Origin of the sequence: Massilia sp. LjRoot122 (assembly GCF_964252725.1) — a bacterium.
GTDB lineage: Bacteria > Pseudomonadota > Gammaproteobacteria > Burkholderiales > Burkholderiaceae_D > Telluria.
In genome coordinates this window covers 1,371,976-1,392,495 of record NZ_CAXUPB020000001.1, presented here as the reverse complement: position 1 = coordinate 1,392,495, position 20,520 = coordinate 1,371,976, and the positions used below count along the sequence as shown (strand labels likewise).

The following is a 20,520-nucleotide window of genomic DNA, read 5'->3' as shown; positions in this document are numbered from 1 at the left end:
GGGAAGGTCTAGCGCAGCTTGAGCGTGGCGCCTTCCGTGCCGATCAGGGCGGCGTTGGCCCAGTTGCCGCACGTTCGGGACGATCGCTCGCCCAGGGTGCGCAGGCTGAGTTCTTTCAGGCCGCGCACGTCGATCTCGGGCTTGACCACGGCCGGCGCCGCTACCTGCCCGCTGTCGTAGAGCAGGCGTTCGCCGCTCCAGACCTGGAAGCGCATGCTGCCGCCTTTGCCCACACTGCGGCAGCTGTCGTCCACGCCCAGGTCGGCGCGCAGCAGGCGCCAGTTGCCGCCGAGTTGAAGGTCGAGCCGGCTGGAAGGTCCGGCGCCGATGCCCTTGTTGAAGCGCAGGCCGTTCATGCGCATCTCGCTGGCCTTGCCGGCAGGCTTGTCACGGCCGAAGTGCTTCGGCAGCGGCAGTTCGCTCAGGTAGCGCCGCAGCTCCGGCGCTTCCGGCGCCCGGTGCTCGAGCACGCGGAATTCGGACAGCGTGATCGGTGCGACTTCGAGCGGCGCGGAGGCATCGAAGGCGCGCGCCGGGGCGGCGCCGTTCACTGCCGTCACCATTGGGTCGGTGGCCGCCGCGCCGCTGCCGTCCGGGTTCTGGGTGCTGAGCACGCGGAAGCGCAGCAGGCGCCCGGCGGTGGCCGGGAAGGCGATCGCCTGCATGTCCTGCGACAGCGCCAGGCGGCCGCGCTGCACCGGAGCGCCCCACTCGCCATTGCTGTCGGCGACATAGATTTCGTAGTCGCGCACCTGGCCGTGCTTCCAGTTCTTGTCGCTGCGCGGGGCGATCTCGATGCCATCCACCAGGCGGCGCTCGGTAAAGCCGATTACCCACTCGTGGGCGCCGCTCTTGACCACCTGGCTGCGCACGCTGCGGAACCAGGTCTCGGGCTTGCCGTCGAAGGCGTTTTCGAGCGGATGGCCCGGCTCTTCGGCCGGACGGTTCACGACCACCATGGCGTCCGCCGGCAGGGCGCGGCCCGGCACCGGGGCAGCCGGGAAGGCGTCGCCGGCGGCCGGGCGGGTGATTCCCTGCAGCGTAAAGGACAAGGGCTGGCGGATGTCCTGGGCCGGCGCTTTCACGTGCACGCTGCCGAGACGCTCGGCCGGGTCGAAGAACCAGCCGGCGTCCGCGGCGTCGAAGGCGGCGCGGCTGGCCACTTCCTTCAGCGGCGCGGCACCCAGCAGCACCCCGGCCGGACGCTGGCGGCTCGGCAGGCGCAGGCTATAGCCGCGCCGCGCTTCCTGGCCGTCGTAGCTGCCTTCGACCGGGTGGATCGTGACGTCCACCTTGCCGCCGTTTTCACGCATGGCGATGCGCTGCCGGCTCGACGCGCCCTGCTGGTAGCGGCGGGTGTTGCCGTCGTCCTCATACAAAACGTACTCGGAGTCGCCCTCGGGGTAGAGGTCGAGCGTGAGCCGGTCCTTCGGCTTATGGCCGTCGTACAGCATCTCGGGATACATCGGGATGATGGCGCCGGCGCGCACGAACACCGGCAGCTTCTCCAAGCTGACCTGCAGGTCGATGTCGCGGCCCTGGCCGCCGGCGCTGAGCTGGCGGCCGTCCCAGTAATCGAACCAGCGCCCTTGCGGCAGGTGGATGCCGGTGCGCCAGCCCTGGCTGACGGCCTGGCTGCGGTAGACCGGGGCGACCAGCAGGTCGCGCCCGAGCAGGAACTGGTACTTGTGCGCTTCGGTGAGCGCTGCCGGGTCGCCCGGATAGTCCCACATCAGGCCGCGCACCAGCGGCGCGCCGGTCTGCTCGGCCTCGTGCGCCAGCGTGTACATGTAGGGGGTCAGGCGCATCTTGAGCTTCAGGTAGCGCCGGTTGATGCTGCGGTAGGGTTCGTCGAACCACCACGGATGCTTGCGCGCGCTGGCGGACCAGCCGGACATTCCCATCAGCACCGGCGTGAAGCTCTTCCACTGCAGGTCGCGGGTAAAGGTTTCCGGGCTGCCGCCGAAGATCGCGTCGACGTCGCCGGTGGCATAGGCCTGGCCGGACAGGCCGGAGCCGATCAGGGTCGGCACGTGCCAGCGGATGTAGTCCCAGCTGGCGCTCTGGTCGCCGGTCCAGGCCACCGCATAGCGCTGGGTGCCGGCCCAGCCCATCACGGTCCAGATGAAGGGACGGCTGTCGGAATTGTTCAGGATGCCGTCGTAGGCAGCCTTGTTGGCGTCCAGCGAGAACTGGTAGCCCTTGCCGGTCCAGGCCACGTCGAGCTTCTGGGCCCGGCTACCGGCCTTGCCGACTTCCCAGGCGATCTTGTCGACCCCGTTCTCGGTCCACAGGCCGGTACGGAAGCCGTGTTTCGCCAGGCCCTGCACGGTCTCGGGCAGCGCCGTGTAGCCGCAGCCGTAGCCGTCGTTGGGCAGGATCCAGCCGCCCGGCATGTCGTGCTCGCGGTACTTGCGCGCCACGCTGTCGACCACGTCGAGCGTCTTGCCGGTGGGGCCGTCGCTCCAGCCGCGCGGCACCGTGCCCGGCTTCTTGACGTTGTCGCCGTCGTTGTAGCAGTCGGCGTCGCCATATTCCAGGGCCCAGCGCGGCAGCAGGCGCGCGCGGCCGGTCCATTCGGTATAGCGCGCCAGCACCTCGCGCATCGACTTGCCGACGAAGTAGTAGGCATCGAAGCGGTCTTCCGCATGCTGCAGCGTGACCTGCCCGTCTTCGCGCAGGTCGTAATTGCCGTCGGCCCAGCTGTTGCGCAGCATGCCCCAGCCGCGGGAGCTCATCAGGAAAGGCGCTGGATTCGGACGGTCGCCCTCTTCCCAGCCGCCCGAGTACGAGACCGGCAGCTCGCGTCCCTTGAATTCGAAGCGGCCGTTCTGCTGGCCGCCGCCGTAGAAGCGCTCGGCCTTGTCGCTGGAGAGTACCTGCACGCTCTGCTTCTCGCCCAGGTCGAGCGGCTGCAGTTCGCGCCACAGCGGCTGGGTCTCGCCGCTGCGGTAGAGGGTGAAGCGCAGGGGGGCGCGGTCGACCCGCAGCGTGAGCGCGGCGGTGCGCAGCACCAGCTGGCCGTTCTCTTCATTGAACTGGTGCTCCACCTTGGCCGAAGCTGTGGCCACCACGATGGGCGCGGCCTTGTCGCCCGGGCCGCTCAGCTCCTTGCGTCCGGCCTGGATGCGCAGCACGTCGGCGCGCGGCAGGCTGATACGCACACGGGCACCGGAATCGGCCACGATGTCCCACGAAGGACCGTCGGCCTGGCCCGCGCTGACCGTGCGCAGCTTGCCCAGCGGGGCGGCAGCGGCCGGAAAGGCGGCCAGCAGCAGCATGGGCAGGACGAGCAGGCGATGCAGGGAAGATGGATGCTTCATGACGGCTCTTTCGGATCGTTTGGCGTTTCGATGAGGATAATGTATGAACAAAAGCAAAGCAGGTCAACAAAAAGGAAAGAAAAATTTCAAAAAAATTGGAAATAAGCCAAATATTCCGGCATTTATCTTTCGTTTGGCGGTTTTATCGGTATTTGAACTTTCATTTACCGCGAAATTGATGAGCGATCAGTGGTGAAATTGCTACGTTCGATCATCGCAATCCGATCTTCCAATCAATCTAACTTTCGTTTTACTTTCGTATTTGACTTTCGCAAACTTTCTATTTATGATGGATCGCACTGAAAACTTTTTACCTTTCTTTCGATGACTACTCTTCTGCAGCGAAGCCCACAAGCATGGCGCGACATCGGCGGCCTGTACACCGCCGAGGAAATCGCCCAGCAGCCCGCGCTGTGGGGCGAACTGGCCGCCAGCCTGCGCGGCAGCCGCGCACAGGTCGAGGCCTTCCTGGGCGGATGCCTGGCCGATCCGCTGCAGCGGGTGATCCTGACCGGCGCCGGCAGCTCGGCCTATGTCGGCGAGATCGTCGCCGACGAACTGAATGCCGCCTGGCCGGCCCAGGTGCGGGCGATCGCCACCACCACCCTGCTCACCCACCCCGAGCTCTATATTGAACGCGGCGCCCCCACTCTGCTGGTGTCCTTCGCCCGCAGCGGCGACAGCCCGGAAAGCCTGGCCGCCGTCCAGCTGGTGCGCGACCTGGTGCCGGATGCGCGCCTGCTGAACATCACCTGCAACCCCGAAGGCAGGCTGGCTCGCGACAGCGCCGGCGACAGCCGCGCCTTCAACCTGCTGATGCCGGCCGCCAGCTGCGACCGCGGTTTCGCCATGACCAGCAGCTTCACCTGCATGCTGCTGGCTGCGCTGGCCGTACTCGGCAAGGGCGACGGGGTCGAACACATTGCAAGCCTGGCAGGTCTGGCCAAGGAAGCCATGGCGGCCTGGGAGGCCCCGGTGGCGGCACTGGCCGCGACCGAAGCCGGCCGCGTGGTCTATCTCGGCAGCGGTCCGCTCGAAGGCCTGGCCAAGGAAAGCGCGCTCAAGCTGCTGGAACTGACGGCCGGGCGCGTGCCGGCGATGGCGAATACGCCGCTGGGCTTCCGCCATGGCCCGAAATCGGTGCTCAATGCCGGCGCGCTGGTGCTCGTCTTCGGCAGCAGCAAGCCGCTGTCGCAACGCTACGAGGCCGACCTGGTCGACGAACTGCGACGCGACGGCGTGGCCGGCCGCATCGTGACCGTGGGACCGGGCGGCGACATCGGCATCCCCGTACCAGAGTTACCGGATGCATGGCTTGCGCCGCTGTGGCTGCTGGTCGCGCAGCAGCTTGCCCTGCACCAGTCGGCTGCCCTGCAGCTGCGTCCCGACAATCCCTTCGCCAGCGGCACGGTCAACCGTGTCGTCAAGGGCGTCACCATCTACCGCCATGACGAACACTGATCCACAAGGCTTCCACGGCATCGACATCGGCGGCAGCAAGATCGAACTGGTCGCCTTCGCCGATGACACCGGCCTGCGCGAGGTGTTCCGCGAGCGGATCGCCACCCCCGGCCACGATTTCGCCGCCTTCGTGCAGGGCGTCGCTGGCCTGGTGGGGCGCGCCGACGCGGCGCTCGGCCGCCAGGCCGCGGTCGGCATCGGCCTGCCCGGCGTCGCCGACCCGGCCAGCGGCCGCCAGCTCAGCTCCAACGTGCCGGCGCTGAACGGCCGCCTGGTCGCCCCGGCGCTGGAACAGGCGCTGGGACGCCCTGTCGTCATCGGCAACGACTGCCAGTGCTTCGCCCTGTCCGAAGCGCAGGGCGGCGCCGCCGACGGCCTGCCGACCATGTTCGGCGCCATCCTCGGCACCGGTGCCGGCGGCGGCTACTGCGCCGGCGGGCGCCTGCAGCGCGGCTTCAATGGCGTGGCCGGCGAATGGGGCCACTGGTCGGTGCCGGCCCACCTGCTCGCCCAGTACGGCCTGCCGTCCATCCCCTGCCCCTGCGGACGCCAGGGCTGCTTCGAACGCTACGTATCCGGTCCGGGCATGCGCATGCTGCACCGCCACCTGGGCGGGGATGATGCCGAGCCGATGGTGATCGCGGCGCGCGCCAATGCCGGCGATGCGGTGGCCGCGGCGACGCTGGCCGCCCACCTCGACCTGCTGGCCCATGCCTTTTCCAGCCTGGTGCTGGGGCTCGATCCGCACGCGATCGTGCTGGGCGGCGGCCTGTCGCAGCTGCCGCATTTGTACCAGCAGCTGCCGGCCGCCGTGCGGCGCTACCTGTTCCCGGGCGCGCAGGTACCGCCGATCCTGCCGCCGCGCTTCGGCGACGCCGGCGGGGCACGCGGCGCCGCCCTGCTGGCCCGCCAACAACAAACGAACCGGAGCGCACCATGAACCAGACCCTCTCGCCCGTCCAGCAGCTCGTCAAGGCGCACCGCCGCGGCGAAGCCGTCGGCCTGTACAGCGTCTGCTGCAGCCATCCCATGGTCCTGAGCGCCGCGATAGGCGTGGCGCAGCGCTACGACACCCTGCTGCTGATCGAGGCGACCTCGAACCAGGTCGACCAGTTCGGCGGCTACACCGGCATGAATCCGGAACAGTTCCGCGACTACGTGCACGACATGGCGCGGGAGCGCGGATTCCCGCGCGAGCGCCTGGTGCTGGGCGGCGACCACCTGGGTCCGAATGCCTGGCAGTCGCGCCCCGCGCACGAAGCCATGGCCCATGCCGAGGTTCTGGTCGCGGCCTATGCCGCCGCCGGCTTCCACAAGATCCACCTCGACTGCAGCATGCGCTGCGCCGACGATCCGGCCACCCTGGATGACGAGACGGTGGCGGCGCGCTCGGCGCGCCTGGCCGCCATCGCCGACGCCGCCGCCGGACAGGCCGGCCACCAGCCGCCGGTCTACGTGATCGGCACCGAGGTGCCGGTGCCGGGCGGCGAATCGGCCCTCGCCGATGCCGGCGCCCCGACCTCGCCGCAGGCGGCCGAACGCACGCTGGAAGTACACTGCCGCGCCTTCCTCGACGCCGGCCTGCACGCCGCCTGGCGCCGCGTGATCGCCATGGTGGTGCAGCCCGGCGTGGACTTCGACCACAGCCACATCCAGCACTACGACGCCGCCCAGGCCGAACAGCTGTCGGCCTTCGTGGCCGGCCAGCCGGGCCTGGTGTTCGAAGCCCACTCCACCGACTACCAGCGAGAGTCGAGCCTGCACCAGATGGTCCGCGACCACTTCGCCATCCTGAAGGTCGGCCCGGCCGCCACCTTCGCCCTGCGCGAAGGCCTGCTGGCCCTGTGCCACATCGAGGATGAACTGGTGCCGCCGGCGCAAGCCTCGCGCCTGATGGCGGTGCTGGACGAGGTCATGCTGGCCAAGCCCGAGCACTGGCGCAAGCACTACCCGGGCAGCAGCGAAGAACAGCGCCTGATGCGCCGCTACGGCCTGTCGGACCGCTGCCGCTATTACTGGAACGAGGCGCCGGTGGCGGCCGCGGTGGACCAGCTGTGCGCCAACCTGGATGCGGTGGAGATTCCGCTGCCGCTCCTGAGCCAGCACCTGCACGAACAATACCTCGAGGTGCTGCAAGGCCAGCTTGCTACCGGCGCGCGCGCGCTGCTGGAGCACAAGATCGGCCAGGTGCTGGCGCAATACGCAAGGGCCTGTAACCGCAACGCGGCGGTGGCAGTCGATCACGCCGCATCGATCTGTTAAGCTCGCCGTTTTCGACCGCCGACCCGAGCCGCCACCATGCGAAACACCACCCAACGCCGCGAAGCCATCCTCCAGCAACTGACCCGCCAGGGTTCGGTCCAGGTGACCGACCTGGTGCAGGAATTCGGCGTCTCGGCGGTGACCATCCGCAGCGACCTGAGCGCGCTCGAGGCGCAGGGACTGGCCACGCGCAGCCACGGCGGCGCCACCCTCACCCGCACCCCGCCGCCCGAGCAGTCGATCCGCCAGAAGGATGCGATCAACCAGGAGCAGAAGGACCGCATCGGCACCCTGGCCGCCACCCTGGTGCAGGAAGGCGACAACATCATCATCGACTCGGGCACCACCACGATCTCGCTGGCGCGCCACCTGCGCGAGGCCAGCAACGTGACGGTGATGACCAATGGCCTGAACATCGCCTGGGAGCTGGCCGACACTGCCGGCGTGGAGCTGATCCTGACCGGTGGCCAGCTGCGCAAGCAGTCGCTGTCGATCCAGGGCAGCCAGGCCGAGGCGACCCTGCAGGCCTACAGTTTCGACAAGCTGTTCCTCGGCGTGGACGGCTTCGATTTGCAGTTCGGCGTCACCACCCATCATGAGGCGGAAGCGAGCCTGAACCACAAGATGGTGGAACGGGCCAAGAAGATCATCGTGCTCACCGATGCCTCCAAGTTCGGCCGGGTCAGCCTGCACCGCATCGTGCAGCTGGACCGGGTCGATACCGTCATCACCGATGCCAGCATCAGCCCCGAATACCGCGAGGGCTTGCAGAAGCTGGGCATCGAATTACTCATAGCGGACTAAATGCTCAGCGGCAGAATCCTCACTCCCCAAGGCTGGATCACAGGCAGTATCGATTTCAGCGATCGCATCCACCGGATCATCGAGGGCCCTGCCGCCAGCGGGCACACCATCCTCCCCGGCTTCATCGACCTGCACGTCCACGGTGCGGCCGGCACCGACATCATGGAAGGCGGTGATGCAGGCGCCGTCGTGGCCCGCAGCCATGCGCGCCACGGCACCACCTCCCTGCTCGGCACCACCCTCACCGCGCAGGAAGCCGGGATCCGCCATGCCCTGCACGGCCTGGCCGGCGTCATCGCCGCGCGCCCCAAGGATGGCGCGCGCATGCTCGGCGTCCACCTCGAGGGCCCCTTCCTGAACCTGGCGCGCCTCGGCGCCCAGCCGCCCGACGTGATTCCCGCCCGCCTCGAACTGGTGCGCAGCCTGCACGCGATCGCGCCCATCCGCGTGCTGACGATGGCGCCGGAAGTCGACGGCAACCTGGCGCTGATTCCGCAGCTGGCGGCGATGGGCATCCGGGTGCAGATCGGCCACAGCGCCGGCAGCTATGAAGACGGCGTGGCCGCCCTGCGCGCCGGCGCCGCCGGCTTCACCCACCTGTTCAACGGCATGAGCGGCCTGCATCACCGCGAGCCCGGCATGGTCGGCGCGGCGCTGGCGCATGCCGAATACGCCGAGATCATCCCCGACCTCCAGCACGTGTCCCCGGGCGCCCTGCGCGCCGCGCTGCGCGCCATCCCGCGCCTGTACGGCGTGACCGACGCCACCTCGGCCACCGGCATGCCGGACGGCGAATACGCACTCGGCACCCAGCGCGTGTTCAAGTGCGGGAACTGCGTGCGCCTGGCGAGCGGCTCGCTGGCCGGCAGCGTGCTGACCATGGACGCGGCGCTGCGCAACTTCGTCGACCTCGGGCTCGACCTGGCGGAGGCCTCGCAGCGCCTGTCGCGCTTTCCGGCCGACTACCTTGGCGAAACCGAACGCGGACGATTGGCGCCGGGCGCCTGGGCCGACATCGTCGTGCTGGACGCGGACCTGCGCCCGGCCGCGGTCTACGTCGAAGGCGAAGCGATCGCCCTCGGCAACCAGAAAACATAAAACACTCCGGAGACATGATGAACGCCCTTGACCCCACGCCCGACCGCGCCATGCGCTACCTGCTGTTCATCGCCGGCATGGGCGGCTTGTTATACGGGATCGACGTCGGCATCATCGCCGGCGCCCTGCCCTACCTGGAATCGACGGCCTCGGTGGCCTGGAAGCTGAGCACCCAGCAGTTGTCCTTCATCGTGGCGGCCGTGCTGCTCGGCTCCGTGCTGTCCTCGCTGTTCGCCGGTGCGCTGGCCGACGCCATCGGACGCCGCCGCGCCATGGTGCTGGCCGGCGCGCTGTTCACCCTCAGCATTCCCATGATCGCGCTGGCCGAGGGCTACACCCCGCTGCTGCTGGGCCGCCTGCTGCAGGGCATCAGCGGGGGCCTGATCGGCGTCGTGGTGCCGCTCTACCTGGCCGAGTCGCTGCCGGCCGCGCGCCGCGGCCGCGGCGCCGCCCTGTTCCAGCTGATGCTGACCGTGGGCCTGGTGGGTGCGGCGGTGATCGGTTTGAGCCAGGCGCATACCGTCGACGAGGCGACCCGCGCCGCCGCCGCGCTGCCGCAGGCGGCCCGGGCGGAACTGGTGTTCGCGGCCCAGGACAAGGCCTGGCGCAGCATCTTCTGGCTCTGCCTCGCTCCCGGCCTGGTGTTCACCCTCGGCAGCCTGGCGCTGAAGGAATCGCCGCGCTGGCTCGCCATGCGCGGCGCCGGCGGCCCGGCCATGCCGGATGCGCCATCGGTCCCGCTGCGCGATTCGCTGGCCAGCCGCCGCTACGTGCTGCCCTTCCTGCTGGCCTGCCTGGTGCTGGCCCTGACCCAGGCCACCGGCATCAATTCGATCCTGGCCTATGTCGTCACGATCCTGAACCAGGCCGGCCTGCCCGGCTCCACCGCCAACACCGCGGACGTCGGCCTGAAGGTGCTGAACGCCGTCATGACCGTGGTCGCCGTGGTGCTGGTCGATCGCAAGGGCCGCAAGTTCCTGCTGATGCTGGGCAGCGGCACCATCGTGGTCGCGCTGGTGGCGGCCGGCCTGCTGTTCCGCGGCGCCGAAGACGGCCAGCGCGACGTGCGCGCGCTGGTCGAGGCCCAGGTACGCAACGACAGCCTGGCCCTGCGCCTGGACGGCCGGCAGCTGGCCGCGCTCGGCGCCGGCGGCGGCGCAGCGCAGCAGCTGACCGTGGCCTACGCCTATGGCCCCTTCACCGACGTCAAATCGCTGCGCAGCGACGATCCGCTGCTGCCCACGGTGCAGCTGCGGCGTGAGGACGCCATCGACGAGGACAGCGTGATCGGCGCCACCCTGCGCCGCTGGCACCTGAATCCCTTCGCCGACCCCGCCGCGGGCCGCGATGCGCCCCTGGTGATCGAGCGCGCGTGGCTGGGCACGGTGCCGTCCGAGAGCCACGGCTGGCAGGTGGCGCTGGCGATCTGCCTGTTCGTCGCCGGTTTCGCGGTGGGGCCGGGGGTGTGCGTGTGGCTGGCGCTGTCCGAACTGATGCCGACCCGGATCCGCTCGAACGGCATGAGCATCGCACTGCTGGTCAACCAGTTCGTCTCGACCGTGATCGCCGCCATGTTCCTGCCCACGGTGGGCTATTACGGCTACTCGGCCGTCTTCTTCGTCGGCGCCGGCTTCGCGGTGCTGTACTTCCTGACCGCCGCCTTCCTGCTGCCGGAGACCAAGGGCAAGACCCTGGAAGAGATCGAACTGCATTTCACCGGCGCCGCTGCAGGCGGCGGGCCGAAAGTGCAGGAATCGATGGAGAAGCTGGGACAGGCACCTCGATGAGGCGCCGGATCAGGTAGCGGGCGCTACCCTGAGACTGGCGCGCGGGCCGGGGCCGGCCCGCGCGCTGCGCCCCGGTTCAGCGGCGGCCGAACCAGCCCAGGCGGGCGAAAACGGAAGTGAATACGGTAGCGACCGAACGCGTCGGGATGCGTTTGCTGAACAGGCCGGTGTAGTTGCAGCGCGAATTGACTGTCATCTCTTTTTTCTCCGAAACATTACTTAGTACATTAACCACGCTGCAAATACTGCTCTGTGCGCCAGCTCGCTTAGCGCGCACGCAGGCCTCTTCCGCGCGCGCCTTGTGGCGTTTGCGTCATATGATGGGAGCAGCAGCTTACCCATGACGGGTAAGTCCTGCTTTGCGGGCAACTCAACGACTGAGGAGGTGCGAGATGAGCTACGCAGATCGAGACAAATATGGGATGTACAGGAATACGCGCAGCACCGGCCCCGGACCGGCGCTGATGGGCGCCGATACCCTGATCGGTGACAGCGTCGTCAATGCGCAGGAAGAAGACCTCGGCGACATCAAGGAAATCATGCTGGACATGCAGACCGGCCAGGTGGCCTACGCCGTGCTGGCGTTCGGCGGCGTCCTCGGCCTGGGCGAAAAGCTGTTCGCCGTGCCCTGGCAGGCGCTGCACCTGGACACCGTGAACAAGCGCATGGTGCTCGACGTGGACAAGGAACGCCTGAGGAACGCGCCGGGCTTCGACAAGGATGCCTGGCCCGACATGAGCGACGTGAGCTGGGCCGGCGGGGTCCACAGCTTCTACGGCACCGATCCGCAGCGTTCGGGGGCGCCGACCATGGGGCCGAGCACGACGATGGGCGGCATGGTCGGCGGCACCAGCGCCAGCTCGGCGATGGGCAGCGGCATGGGATCGAGCATGGGAGCGGGCTCGGCCGGCAGCGCGACGGGCGCAGGCAGCAGCCTGGGCGTCAGCGTCGGCTCGGGCAGCCTGCACGGGGACTCCTACGGCGTCGGTGGCAGTGCCGATCCGCGGCCGGGGCATGAGGGGGACGACAAGGACCTGAGCCGGATTCGGGGCAGCAATATCGGCTGAGAGACCTTAGCTGCATAGCCACTGCCGCATCCATTCACTACTAACCTTAGCACGTCATCCCGGCGCAGGTGAACTGCCACAAGAAAGTTGGACAGCAATTGTCCACTTTCGAGGGGTAGATGGTTAAGTACACAAAAGAGATCAAGCTCAGGGTCGTCAAACAGTATCTGGACGGGCAGATTGGCTATCACCGGCTTTCTGCCCAACAGGGCATCCCAGCGCCAGTGATCCGGCGCTGGGTGGGTGCGTACCGCCTGCATGGCGATGAGGCCTTTCACAGGCGTCTGGAACACTACAGCCCTGAGCTCAAGCTGTCGGTACTGCAGCACATGTGGGACAATGCGCTCTCCATCAATCAGACGGCTGCTGTTTTCAATATCCCCAATCCGGACAGTATTCGCACATGGGCGAAGCGCTACGATGAGGGAGGTAGCGAAGCATTAGGCCGTATCAAGCCAGCCGTACCAGATATGCCAGCACGAGTAACGCCACCCGACGACAAACCAGTGGAAGAGCTGACACGCGAAGAATTGCTCAAGCGCGTCCAGTATTTGCAGATGGAGGTGGCCGTCCTAAAAAAGCTGGAAGCCTTAGCTCAAGCAAAGAAGAAGGCAGCTGCGCTGAAAAAGCGCAAGTAGTGCATGAGTTAAGGCAGCTGTTTCCTCTTGTGGCTTTGTTGAAATTGGTAGGTCTGCCGCGCAGCAGTTTCTATGCATGGGACGCCGTTCGGAGGATGCCGGACAAGTACGCCCGGACCAAAGAGCTCATCAAGCAGATCTACGATGAGCACAAGGGCCGGTACGGTTATCGGCGGATTGCATGCGCACTAAGCCAGCATGGCATTGATCTGCACGCCAATACGGTACGTCGCCTGATGGGTCTGCTCGGCCTGAAATCGGTACAGCGGATCAAACGGTTCAAGTCATACAAAGGAAATGTTGGCGTTGTTGCCCCCAACCTTCTAGGGCGCGACTTCAGCGCCAGTGAACCAAGCCAGAAGTGGGCAACCGACGTTACTGAAATGAAGGTGGGCGACGAGAAAGTCTATCTCTCGACCGTCAAGGACTTGTGCACTCGAGAGATCGTAGCCCATGAAATGAGCTCGCGCCCGACGATGGAGCTGGTCAATTCGATGCTGAAAAAAGCGCTTGCCACGCTCAGGACGGGCCAGACCCCGACCATGCATTCCGACCAGGGATGGCACTACCAGATGCCAGAATATCGTAAGCTCCTGAGCGAGCATAACGTACTGCAGAGCATGTCCCGTAAGGGGAATTGCCTGGACAACGCATCGATGGAAAGCTTCTTCGCTGTCCTCAAGACCGAGTGCTTCCATCGACAGAAATTCGCCGACGTCGATGCGCTAAAGGCGGCAATCCGTGACTACATCGAGTATTACAACACCAAGCGCATCAGTTCCGTCCTGGGCGGCATGACCCCGATTCAATACAGGATCAAGCACGCTCAGGCCGTATAAACAAATTGTCCAGCTTTTGTGTGGCAGTTCAAGGCCGGGATCCAATTTTGTATGCGCAGTCGTTGCATATGCTTTACCGGTACTGCGAAGGAACTTGGATCCCGGCCTTCGCCGGGATGACGGCTTTGAGGCCGGTGGCATTAACGGATCATCGACTCCCACACCTTCTGCAAACGCTTGGCCGACACCGGCATCGGCGTCCGCAGCTCCTGCGCGAACAGCGACACGCGCAACTCTTCCAGCATCCACCTGAACTCCGTCATGCGCGGGTCGTTGTTCTTGCCCGCCTGGTTCTTGAGCGTGCGCTGGAACTGGCTGGCTGCGCCCTGCCACTCCGCCATCAGCTGCGCATCGCGCGAAGGATTGCCGCGCAGCTTCTCGAGACGCACGTTGATCGCCTTCAGGTAGCGCGGGAAGTGCGCCAGCTGGCTGTACTCGTTGTCCGCGATGAAGCGCTTGTGGACCAGGCCCTGCAGCTGCCCCTGGATGTCCTGCTGCACCGCCTGCGGCAAGCTCTGGATGCGCTTCGGCATGCCGTGGAACTCCGCCAGCACCGAACCCACCAGGCGCGCGATCTCGTTGATCAGGAGCCCGATGCGTCCCTTGCCCTCGTCCTTGCGCTTGTTGAAGGATGCCGCATCCAGCGGCAGCGGATCCTGCAGGCAGGCGATGTCGATCGCCTTGGCGATGATCTGGTCGCGCAGGTCTTCCTGCGTGCCGACGCTCATGAACTGCATGCCCATCTGCTGCAGGCCGGGGATGTTCTTCTCGGCGAACTTGAGCTGGTCCTTCAGCTGCAGCGCGAACAGGCGGCGCAGGCCGACGCGGTGGGTGCGCGCGGCGACGTTCGGGTCGTCGAAGACTTCCAGGTCGCAGTGCGTGCCCTTGTCCACCAGCGCCGGGAAGCCGATCAGGGTCAGCTTGCCCTGGGTGATCTCCAGCAGTTCCGGCAGCTCGCCGAAGCTCCAGGTGGTGAGCCCGGTGTGCTGAACCGCGCCCGCCGCCGGGGCGGCAGGTGCGGCGGCGGGTGCTTTGGTCTGGGGCGCATTGCCCTTCCCTTTCGACGGCGCGGGCGCGGCCGGCGCAACGGCGGCCTGCAGCTTCGCCGGCGCAGCCGCTGGCGTGGCTTCCGCCATCTTCTGGAAGCTCTGGCGCGCCTGCCCGCCCAGCTCCGCCTGCAGCGTCGCCAGGTTGCGGCCCATGTCGAGCTGGCGCCCGTGCTCGTCGATCACCTTGAAATTCATGGACAGGTGGGCCGGCAGGGTCTCCTGCTTGAAGTCAGTGGTGAGCACGCGGGCGCTGGTATGCCGGTGGATGTCGTCGATCAGGGCGTCGATCAGGTCACCGCGACCGAAACGCAGCGGATCCTGGTGGCGCTCGTAGAAGTTCGCCGCATACTCCGGCAGCGGCACGCAATGGCGGCGCAGTTTCTGCGGCAGGGATTTCAGCAGCAGGTGCACCTTCTCCTTCAGCATGCCCGGCACCAGCCAGCCGGCCCGCTCCTGCGGAATCTGGTTCAGCGCGAACAGCGGCACCGCCAGGGTCACCCCGTCGCGCGGGCTGCCCGGCTCGAAGTGGTAAGTCAGGCCCATCTCGATGCCGGTGACGTTCATCGTCTTCGGGAACAGCTCGGTGGTGACGCCGGCCGCTTCGTGCCGCATCAGTTCTTCGCGCACCAGGTACAGCAGCTTCGGGTTGTCGCGCGAGGCGTCCTTGTACCACTTCTCGAAACCGGCGCCATTGACGACCGTGTCCGGGATTTCCTTGTCGTAAAAGGCGGCGATCAGCTGCTCGTCCACCAGCACGTCCAGGCGGCGCGACTTGTGTTCGAGGTTCTCGATCTCGCGCACCAGCTTGTGGTTGTGCGCGAAGAACGGCGCGCGGGTCTCGTAGTCGCCGGCCACCAGGGCGTCGCGGATGAAGATCTCGCGCGCTTCACGCGGGTTGTACTGGCTGTAGTTGATGCGGCGATTGCTGTACACGACGATGCCATACAGGGTCGCGCGCTCCAGCGCCGTCACTTGCGCCTGGCGCTTCTCCCAGCGCGGCTCGCCCCAGGATTTCTTGAGCAGGTGGGCGCCGATCTTTTCCACCCACTCGGGCTGGATCTGGGCGATCGTGCGCGCATACAGGCGGGTGGTCTCGACCAGCTCGGCCGCCATCACCCAGCGTCCCGGCTTCTTGGCCAGGTAGGAACCCGGCCAGATGTGGAACTTGATGCCGCGCGCGCCCAGGAACACCGGCTCGTCCTCGGCCTTGAAGCCGATGTTGCCGAGCAGGCCAGTGAGAAGGGCCAGGTGCAGCTGGTCGTAGGTGGCCGGGGCCGCGTTCAGACGCCAGCCCTGCTCGCGCGCCACGGTCAGCAGCTGCGAATGCACGTCGCGCCACTCCCGCAGGCGCAGCTGCGACAGGAAGTTGGCGCGGCAGTTTTCCTGCAGCTGGCGGTTCGACTTCTTGTGCTCGATGGCGTCCTCGAACCAGGCCCAGATCTTGAGGTAGCTGAGGAACTCGGACTTCTCGTCGGCGAACTTCTTGTGCTTCTCGTCGGCCTGCTGCTGGTATTCGATCGGACGGTCGCGCGGGTCTTGCGTCGACAGCGCGGAGGCCACGATCAGCATCTCGGTGAGGCAGTCGTTGTCGACCGCCGCCAGGATCATGCGGCCCACGCGCGGGTCGAGCGGCAGCTTGGCCAGCTTTTTGCCGAGCGGCGTCAGTTCGTTGGTGTCGTCGACCGCGCCGACTTCCTGCAGCAGCTGGTAGCCGTCCGCGATCGCGCGGCCCTGCGGCGGCTCGATGAAGGGGAAGGTCTCGACGTCGGTCAGGTGCAGCGACTTCATGCGCAGGATGACCGAGGCCAGCGAGGAACGCAGGATCTCCGGGTCCGCGAACTTCGGACGCTTGTTGAAATCGTCTTCTTCGTAGAGGCGGATGCAGACGCCGTCGGCCACGCGGCCGCAGCGGCCGGCACGCTGGTTGGCGGAGGATTGCGCCACCGGCTCGATCTGCAGCTGCTCGACCTTGTTGCGGAAGCTGTAGCGTTTTACACGCGCCAGGCCGGTGTCGACCACGTAACGGATGCCCGGGACCGTCAGCGAGGTCTCGGCCACGTTGGTCGCCAGCACGATGCGGCGTGCGTTGGTGGTCTTGAACACGCGGTCCTGCTCTTCCACCGACAGGCGGGCGAATAGCGGCAGGATCTCGACGTGCGGCGGATGGTGCTTGCGCAGCGCCTCCGCGCAATCGCGGATCTCGCGCTCGCCCGGCAGGAAGACCAGCACGTCGCCCGAGCCGATGCGGCACAGCTCATCGACGGCATCGACCACCGCCTCCATCAGGTCGCGCTTGTCACGCGCCACCTGGGCCTTCGGCGCCGGTTCGCCCGGCTTGGCATTCGTCGCCGTGACCGGGTCGCGGTCCACCGGACGATAGCGCACCTCGACCTTGTACAGGCGGCCCGAGACTTCGATAACAGGCGCCGGTTTTTCCGGCGTGCCGAAATGGCGCGAGAAGCGCTCGGCGTCGATGGTCGCCGAGGTGATGATCACCTTCAGGTCGGGACGGCGCGGCAGCAGCTGCTTCAGGTAGCCGAGCAGGAAGTCGATGTTCAGGCTGCGCTCGTGCGCCTCGTCGATGATGATCGTGTCGTAGGCGCGCAGCAGCGGGTCGGTCTGGGTTTCGGCCAGCAGGATACCGTCGGTCATCAGCTTGACCGAGGCGCCCTTCGACAGCGTGTCGTTGAAGCGCACCTTGAAGCCCACGTGCTCGCCCAGCGGCGAGCCGAGTTCCTGCGCGATGCGCTTTGCGGTGCTCGACGCGGCGATACGGCGCGGCTGGGTGTGGCCGATCAGGCCCTTCTGGCCGCGGCCCAGCTCCAGGCAGATCTTCGGCAGCTGGGTGGTCTTGCCGGAACCGGTTTCGCCGGAGACGATGACCACCTGGTTTGCTGCGATCGCCTGCGCGATCTCGGCGCGGCGGCCGGAGACCGGCAGGTCTTCGGGGAAGGTGATCGGCGGGAGCGGGTTGCGCACGGGCGGCGTCCGGACTTCCGGAGCACGCGCCGCGTCGCGCGGCGGACGCGGACGGCGCGCCTCTCCCTCCGGCCGCGGCTTGCGCTGGTCGGTTGCGGGGGTGTTGCGGGGAGCGGCGTGCGCCTGCTGCTGCGAAGGCTTGTTACTCTGATCAGACATTGATTTTTACGAGGTATTTGGTGCGCACAACGCGCAGCGAATTATAATGCGGCAAATGGAAAACCCTACCCAATTCGTCCAGTGGCTGCGCTCTGTCGCGCCATATATCCACACCTTCGGCGGCAAGACCTTCGTCGTCGCCTTCCCGGGCGAACTGGTCGCTTCCGGCGCCCTGCCGGTGCTGGCCCAGGACCTGTCCCTGCTGCTCGGTCTCGGCATCCGCCTGGTGCTGGTGCACGGCTCGCGTCCGCAGGTGGCGGAGCAACTCGCCCTGCGGAACGTCGAAGGCCGCTTCCACAACGGCGTCCGGATCACCGACCCCGCCGCGCTCGAATGCGCCAAGGAAGCCGCCGGCGAATTGCGTCTCGACATCGAAGCCGCCTTCAGCCAGGGCTTGCCGAACACCCCGATGTCGCACGCCCAGATCAGCATCGTCTCGGGCAACTTCGTCGTCGCGCGTCCGCTCGGCGTGATCGACGGCACCGACTTCGAGCTCACCGGCGTGACCCGCAAGATCGCCGCCGACAAGATCCAGCCGATCCTGCAGACCGAGGACAGCCTGGTGCTGCTGTCGCCGCTGGGCTTCTCGCCGACCGGCGAGATCTTCAACCTGACCATGGAAGACGTGGCCGCCGCGGCCGCGATCGCCCTGCACGCCGACAAGCTGATCTTCATCACCGAAACAGGGATGATGTCGGATGCGGCGGGCACGGAAATCCGCGAACTGTCCTCGCACCAGGCCGAGGCCGTGCTGCAGGCCGGTTTCCTGCCGCCCGACGCGGCCTTCTACCTGCGTCACGCCATCAAGGCCTGCAACAGCGGCGTGGACCGTGCCCACATCGTGCCCTTCGAGATGGACGGCTCCGCCCTGCTCGAGCTGTTCACCCACGACGGTGTCGGCACCATGATCAGCCACGAAAACCTGGAGAGCCTGCGCCAGGCCACAATTGAGGACGTCGGCGGAATTATCAAGCTCATCGAACCGCTGGAAGCCGACGGAACCCTGGTTTACCGCGGCCGCGAGCTGATCGAGCGCGAAATCGACCAGTTCTCGGTGATCGACCACGACGGCGTGATCTTCGGCTGCGCCGCCCTGTATCCCTTCCCGGAAGCGAAGATGGGCGAAATGGCCTGCCTGACGGTGAGCCCGGACGCCCAGACCCAGGGCGACGGCGAGCGCATCCTCAAGCACATCGAGAACCGCGCCCGCGCCGCCGGCCTGACCAAGCTGTTCGTGCTGACCACCCGCACCGCGCACTGGTTCAAGAAGCGCGGCTTCGTGCCCGCCACGGTCGACGACCTGCCCAAGGACCGCCAGCACATGTATAACTGGCAGCGCCGGTCACAGGTTTTCATCAAGACCCTATAATGACGGTCTGACCCGCTTAGCTTAATTAACAGGATTACAGGAGTACACCATGGCCCGCACCGTCCAATGCATCAAACTGAACAAGGAAGCCGAAGGACTGGACTTCCCGCCGGTACCAGGCGAAATGGGCAAGAAGCTGTACCTGTCGGTCTCGAAAGAGGCCTGGCAGGCATGGCTGAAGCACCAGACCATGCTGATCAACGAAAACCGCCTGAACCTGGCGGACGACCGCGCGCGCAAGTACCTGGCGCAGCAAATGGAACGTCATTTCTTCGGTGACGGCGCTGCCGACCAGGCACAGGGTTACGTGCCGCCGGCGGCGTAATTCTCAGCCATCAGCCCCAAGACCGTCGCTCCGGCGAAGGCCGGAGCCTAAGTTCCGACGCGGACCACTTACCTATGCGTTAGTGGTACGCAAAAAAATTGGACGGAATAATGCCAGTGGCATTATTCCGGCCTTCGCCGGAATGACGGTCTTAAGGTAGCGTGAACGAAAACACGTCGTTGATGCGCAGATCTACCCTTACATCTTCACGCACTGGCGCAATTCACAGCGCGCCATGAATACCTTCCCGCGCATCGGTCCATCCTCGCAACGCATCCGGTAAACCTCCACCGGTCCCGCTTCCGTCACCAGTCCGGCGCCCTGCCCGCTCGTGCAGCCCTGCTGCTTCGCCATCTTCTCGACCGTCGCCGAGGACACGCCCATCCGGAACGGCACGCGCTCGATCGGCGTGCCATTCGGGTCGAGCAGCGCCGCCGGCGCCGGCCTGGCAACGGCCGCCACGGGCGCACGCGCCGGTTCCATCTTGCTCTTGAACAGCGTGCAGCCGCCCAGCAGGACGGCAATCAGGACCAGTGCGTGCTTCATGCTGCGTTCTCCGCTTAGAAAGTCAGGGTCTTGACGCCTTCGGACGTGCCCAGCAGGCAGACATTGGCGCCGGCCTTGGCGAACAGGCCCACGGCGATCACGCCGACCATCTGGTTGATCTGCTCTTCCATACCGACCGGATCGGTGATCGACAGGCCGACCACGTCGATGATCTCGCCGCCGTTGTCGGTGATGAAGGCTTCATCGCTGCCCGCCTTGGTACGCAGGCGCGGCTGGCCGCCGAGGGCCGCCAGCTGGCGCATCACGGAGGCGCGTGCCATCGGGATCACTTCGACCGGCAGCGGGAACTTGCCGAGCGTCTCGACCAGCTTCGAGCCGTCCGCGATGCAGACGAATTTCTTCGACACCGAGGCCACGATCTTCTCGCGCGTCAGGGCCGCTCCGCCGCCCTTGATCATCGCGCCGCTGGCGGTGATCTCGTCGGCGCCGTCGATGTAGACCGCCATCGACGTCACGTCGTTGAGGTCGAATACCGGGATGCCATGACCGCGCAGGCGGGCGGCGGTGGCTTCGGACGAGGCGACGGTGCCCTTGATGCGGTCCTTGATCTTCGCCAGTTCGTCGATGAAGAAGTTGGCGGTGGAGCCGGTGCCGACGCCGATGATTTCGCCGTCCACCACGTAATCGATGGCGGCGCGCGCCACGGCTTGCTTGAGTTCGTCCTGGGTCATGATGCTGTCAGTGAGATAAAAGGAAGCCGCCATTTTAACGGATCGCCCCGTTCACCCCTCAAAATCGACGCTTCATCGCACCGTTTCGACAGTCGATGCATCGTGCATTGCAAAGCTGATAT

The 20,520-nt window shown here is 66.5% G+C and carries 15 protein-coding genes; 11 read left to right on the top strand and 4 right to left on the bottom strand.

Annotated features, from left to right (window positions below; genetic code table 11):
• Positions 1-8 precede the first annotated feature (8 nt).
• Positions 9-3,323: a TIM-barrel domain-containing protein gene (locus ACSQ25_RS06080; RefSeq protein ID WP_436104814.1), complete on the bottom strand. Its 3,315-nt coding sequence runs from the start codon at positions 3,321-3,323 to the stop codon at positions 9-11.
• A gap of 43 nt (positions 3,324-3,366) precedes the next feature.
• Between ACSQ25_RS06080 and ACSQ25_RS06075 the strand changes: the two genes are divergently transcribed.
• The 9 genes from ACSQ25_RS06075 to ACSQ25_RS06035 all read left to right on the top strand — a co-directional run bounded on the left by ACSQ25_RS06075 (position 3,367) and on the right by ACSQ25_RS06035 (position 13,279).
• On the top strand, positions 3,367-3,519 hold the full coding sequence (locus ACSQ25_RS06075; protein ID WP_436104813.1) for a hypothetical protein: 153 nt from the start codon (positions 3,367-3,369) through the stop codon (positions 3,517-3,519).
• 128 nt (positions 3,520-3,647) lie between these two features.
• Positions 3,648-4,784: an SIS domain-containing protein gene (locus tag ACSQ25_RS06070; RefSeq protein WP_436104812.1), complete on the top strand. Its 1,137-nt coding sequence runs from the start codon at positions 3,648-3,650 to the stop codon at positions 4,782-4,784.
• Positions 4,771-5,724 carry an ROK family protein gene (locus ACSQ25_RS06065; protein WP_436104811.1) on the top strand — a complete coding sequence of 318 codons (954 nt, stop codon included), beginning with the start codon at positions 4,771-4,773 and terminating at the stop codon, positions 5,722-5,724. Before ACSQ25_RS06070 ends, ACSQ25_RS06065 begins: the two co-directional genes overlap by 14 nt.
• Entirely contained in the window at positions 5,721-7,046 is a 1,326-nt protein-coding gene (locus ACSQ25_RS06060; RefSeq protein WP_436104810.1) for a D-tagatose-bisphosphate aldolase, class II, non-catalytic subunit, read from the top strand. Before ACSQ25_RS06065 ends, ACSQ25_RS06060 begins: the two co-directional genes overlap by 4 nt.
• 36 nt (positions 7,047-7,082) lie before the next feature.
• Complete coding sequence (locus ACSQ25_RS06055; RefSeq protein ID WP_436104809.1) at positions 7,083-7,850, top strand: DeoR family transcriptional regulator; 768 nt, start codon at positions 7,083-7,085, stop codon at positions 7,848-7,850.
• On the top strand, positions 7,851-8,948 hold the full coding sequence (locus tag ACSQ25_RS06050) for an N-acetylglucosamine-6-phosphate deacetylase (protein ID WP_436104808.1): 1,098 nt from the start codon (positions 7,851-7,853) through the stop codon (positions 8,946-8,948).
• A 14-nt stretch (positions 8,949-8,962) separates the two neighbouring features.
• Positions 8,963-10,735, top strand: a complete 1,773-nt coding sequence (locus ACSQ25_RS06045) for an MFS transporter (protein ID WP_436104807.1) — start codon at positions 8,963-8,965, stop codon at positions 10,733-10,735.
• 422 nt (positions 10,736-11,157) lie between these two features.
• Positions 11,158-11,802 (top strand): PRC-barrel domain-containing protein, encoded by a 645-nt coding sequence (locus tag ACSQ25_RS06040; protein WP_436104806.1) that lies wholly within the window; start codon positions 11,158-11,160, stop codon positions 11,800-11,802.
• 119 nt (positions 11,803-11,921) lie between these two features.
• A protein-coding gene (locus ACSQ25_RS06035; protein ID WP_436104805.1) for an IS3 family transposase occupies positions 11,922-13,279 on the top strand; the annotation gives its coding sequence in 2 pieces (ribosomal slippage) (positions 11,922-12,402 and positions 12,402-13,279; 1,359 coding nt in all).
• 140 nt (positions 13,280-13,419) lie between these two features.
• On the opposite strand, the gene hrpA is transcribed toward ACSQ25_RS06035, so the two are convergent.
• Complete coding sequence (gene hrpA, locus ACSQ25_RS06030; protein WP_436104804.1) at positions 13,420-17,466, bottom strand: ATP-dependent RNA helicase HrpA; 4,047 nt, start codon at positions 17,464-17,466, stop codon at positions 13,420-13,422.
• A gap of 55 nt (positions 17,467-17,521) precedes the next feature.
• Here hrpA and argA point away from each other — a divergent pair, with 55 nt between their 5' ends.
• Complete coding sequence (gene argA / locus ACSQ25_RS06025) at positions 17,522-18,835, top strand: amino-acid N-acetyltransferase (RefSeq protein WP_436104803.1); 1,314 nt, start codon at positions 17,522-17,524, stop codon at positions 18,833-18,835.
• 49 nt (positions 18,836-18,884) lie between these two features.
• Positions 18,885-19,160, top strand: coding sequence for an oxidative damage protection protein (locus tag ACSQ25_RS06020; RefSeq protein ID WP_436104802.1), 276 nt, complete (start codon positions 18,885-18,887; stop codon positions 19,158-19,160).
• 198 nt (positions 19,161-19,358) lie between these two features.
• Here ACSQ25_RS06020 and ACSQ25_RS06015 read toward each other — a convergent pair whose 3' ends face one another.
• The gene (locus tag ACSQ25_RS06015; RefSeq protein WP_436104801.1) at positions 19,359-19,706 is read right to left on the bottom strand and encodes a hypothetical protein; all 348 of its coding nucleotides are present in this window, start codon (positions 19,704-19,706) and stop codon (positions 19,359-19,361) included.
• A gap of 14 nt (positions 19,707-19,720) precedes the next feature.
• Positions 19,721-20,398: a ribose-5-phosphate isomerase RpiA gene (gene rpiA, locus ACSQ25_RS06010; RefSeq protein WP_436104800.1), complete on the bottom strand. Its 678-nt coding sequence runs from the start codon at positions 20,396-20,398 to the stop codon at positions 19,721-19,723.
• Positions 20,399-20,520: the final 122 nt, after the last annotated feature.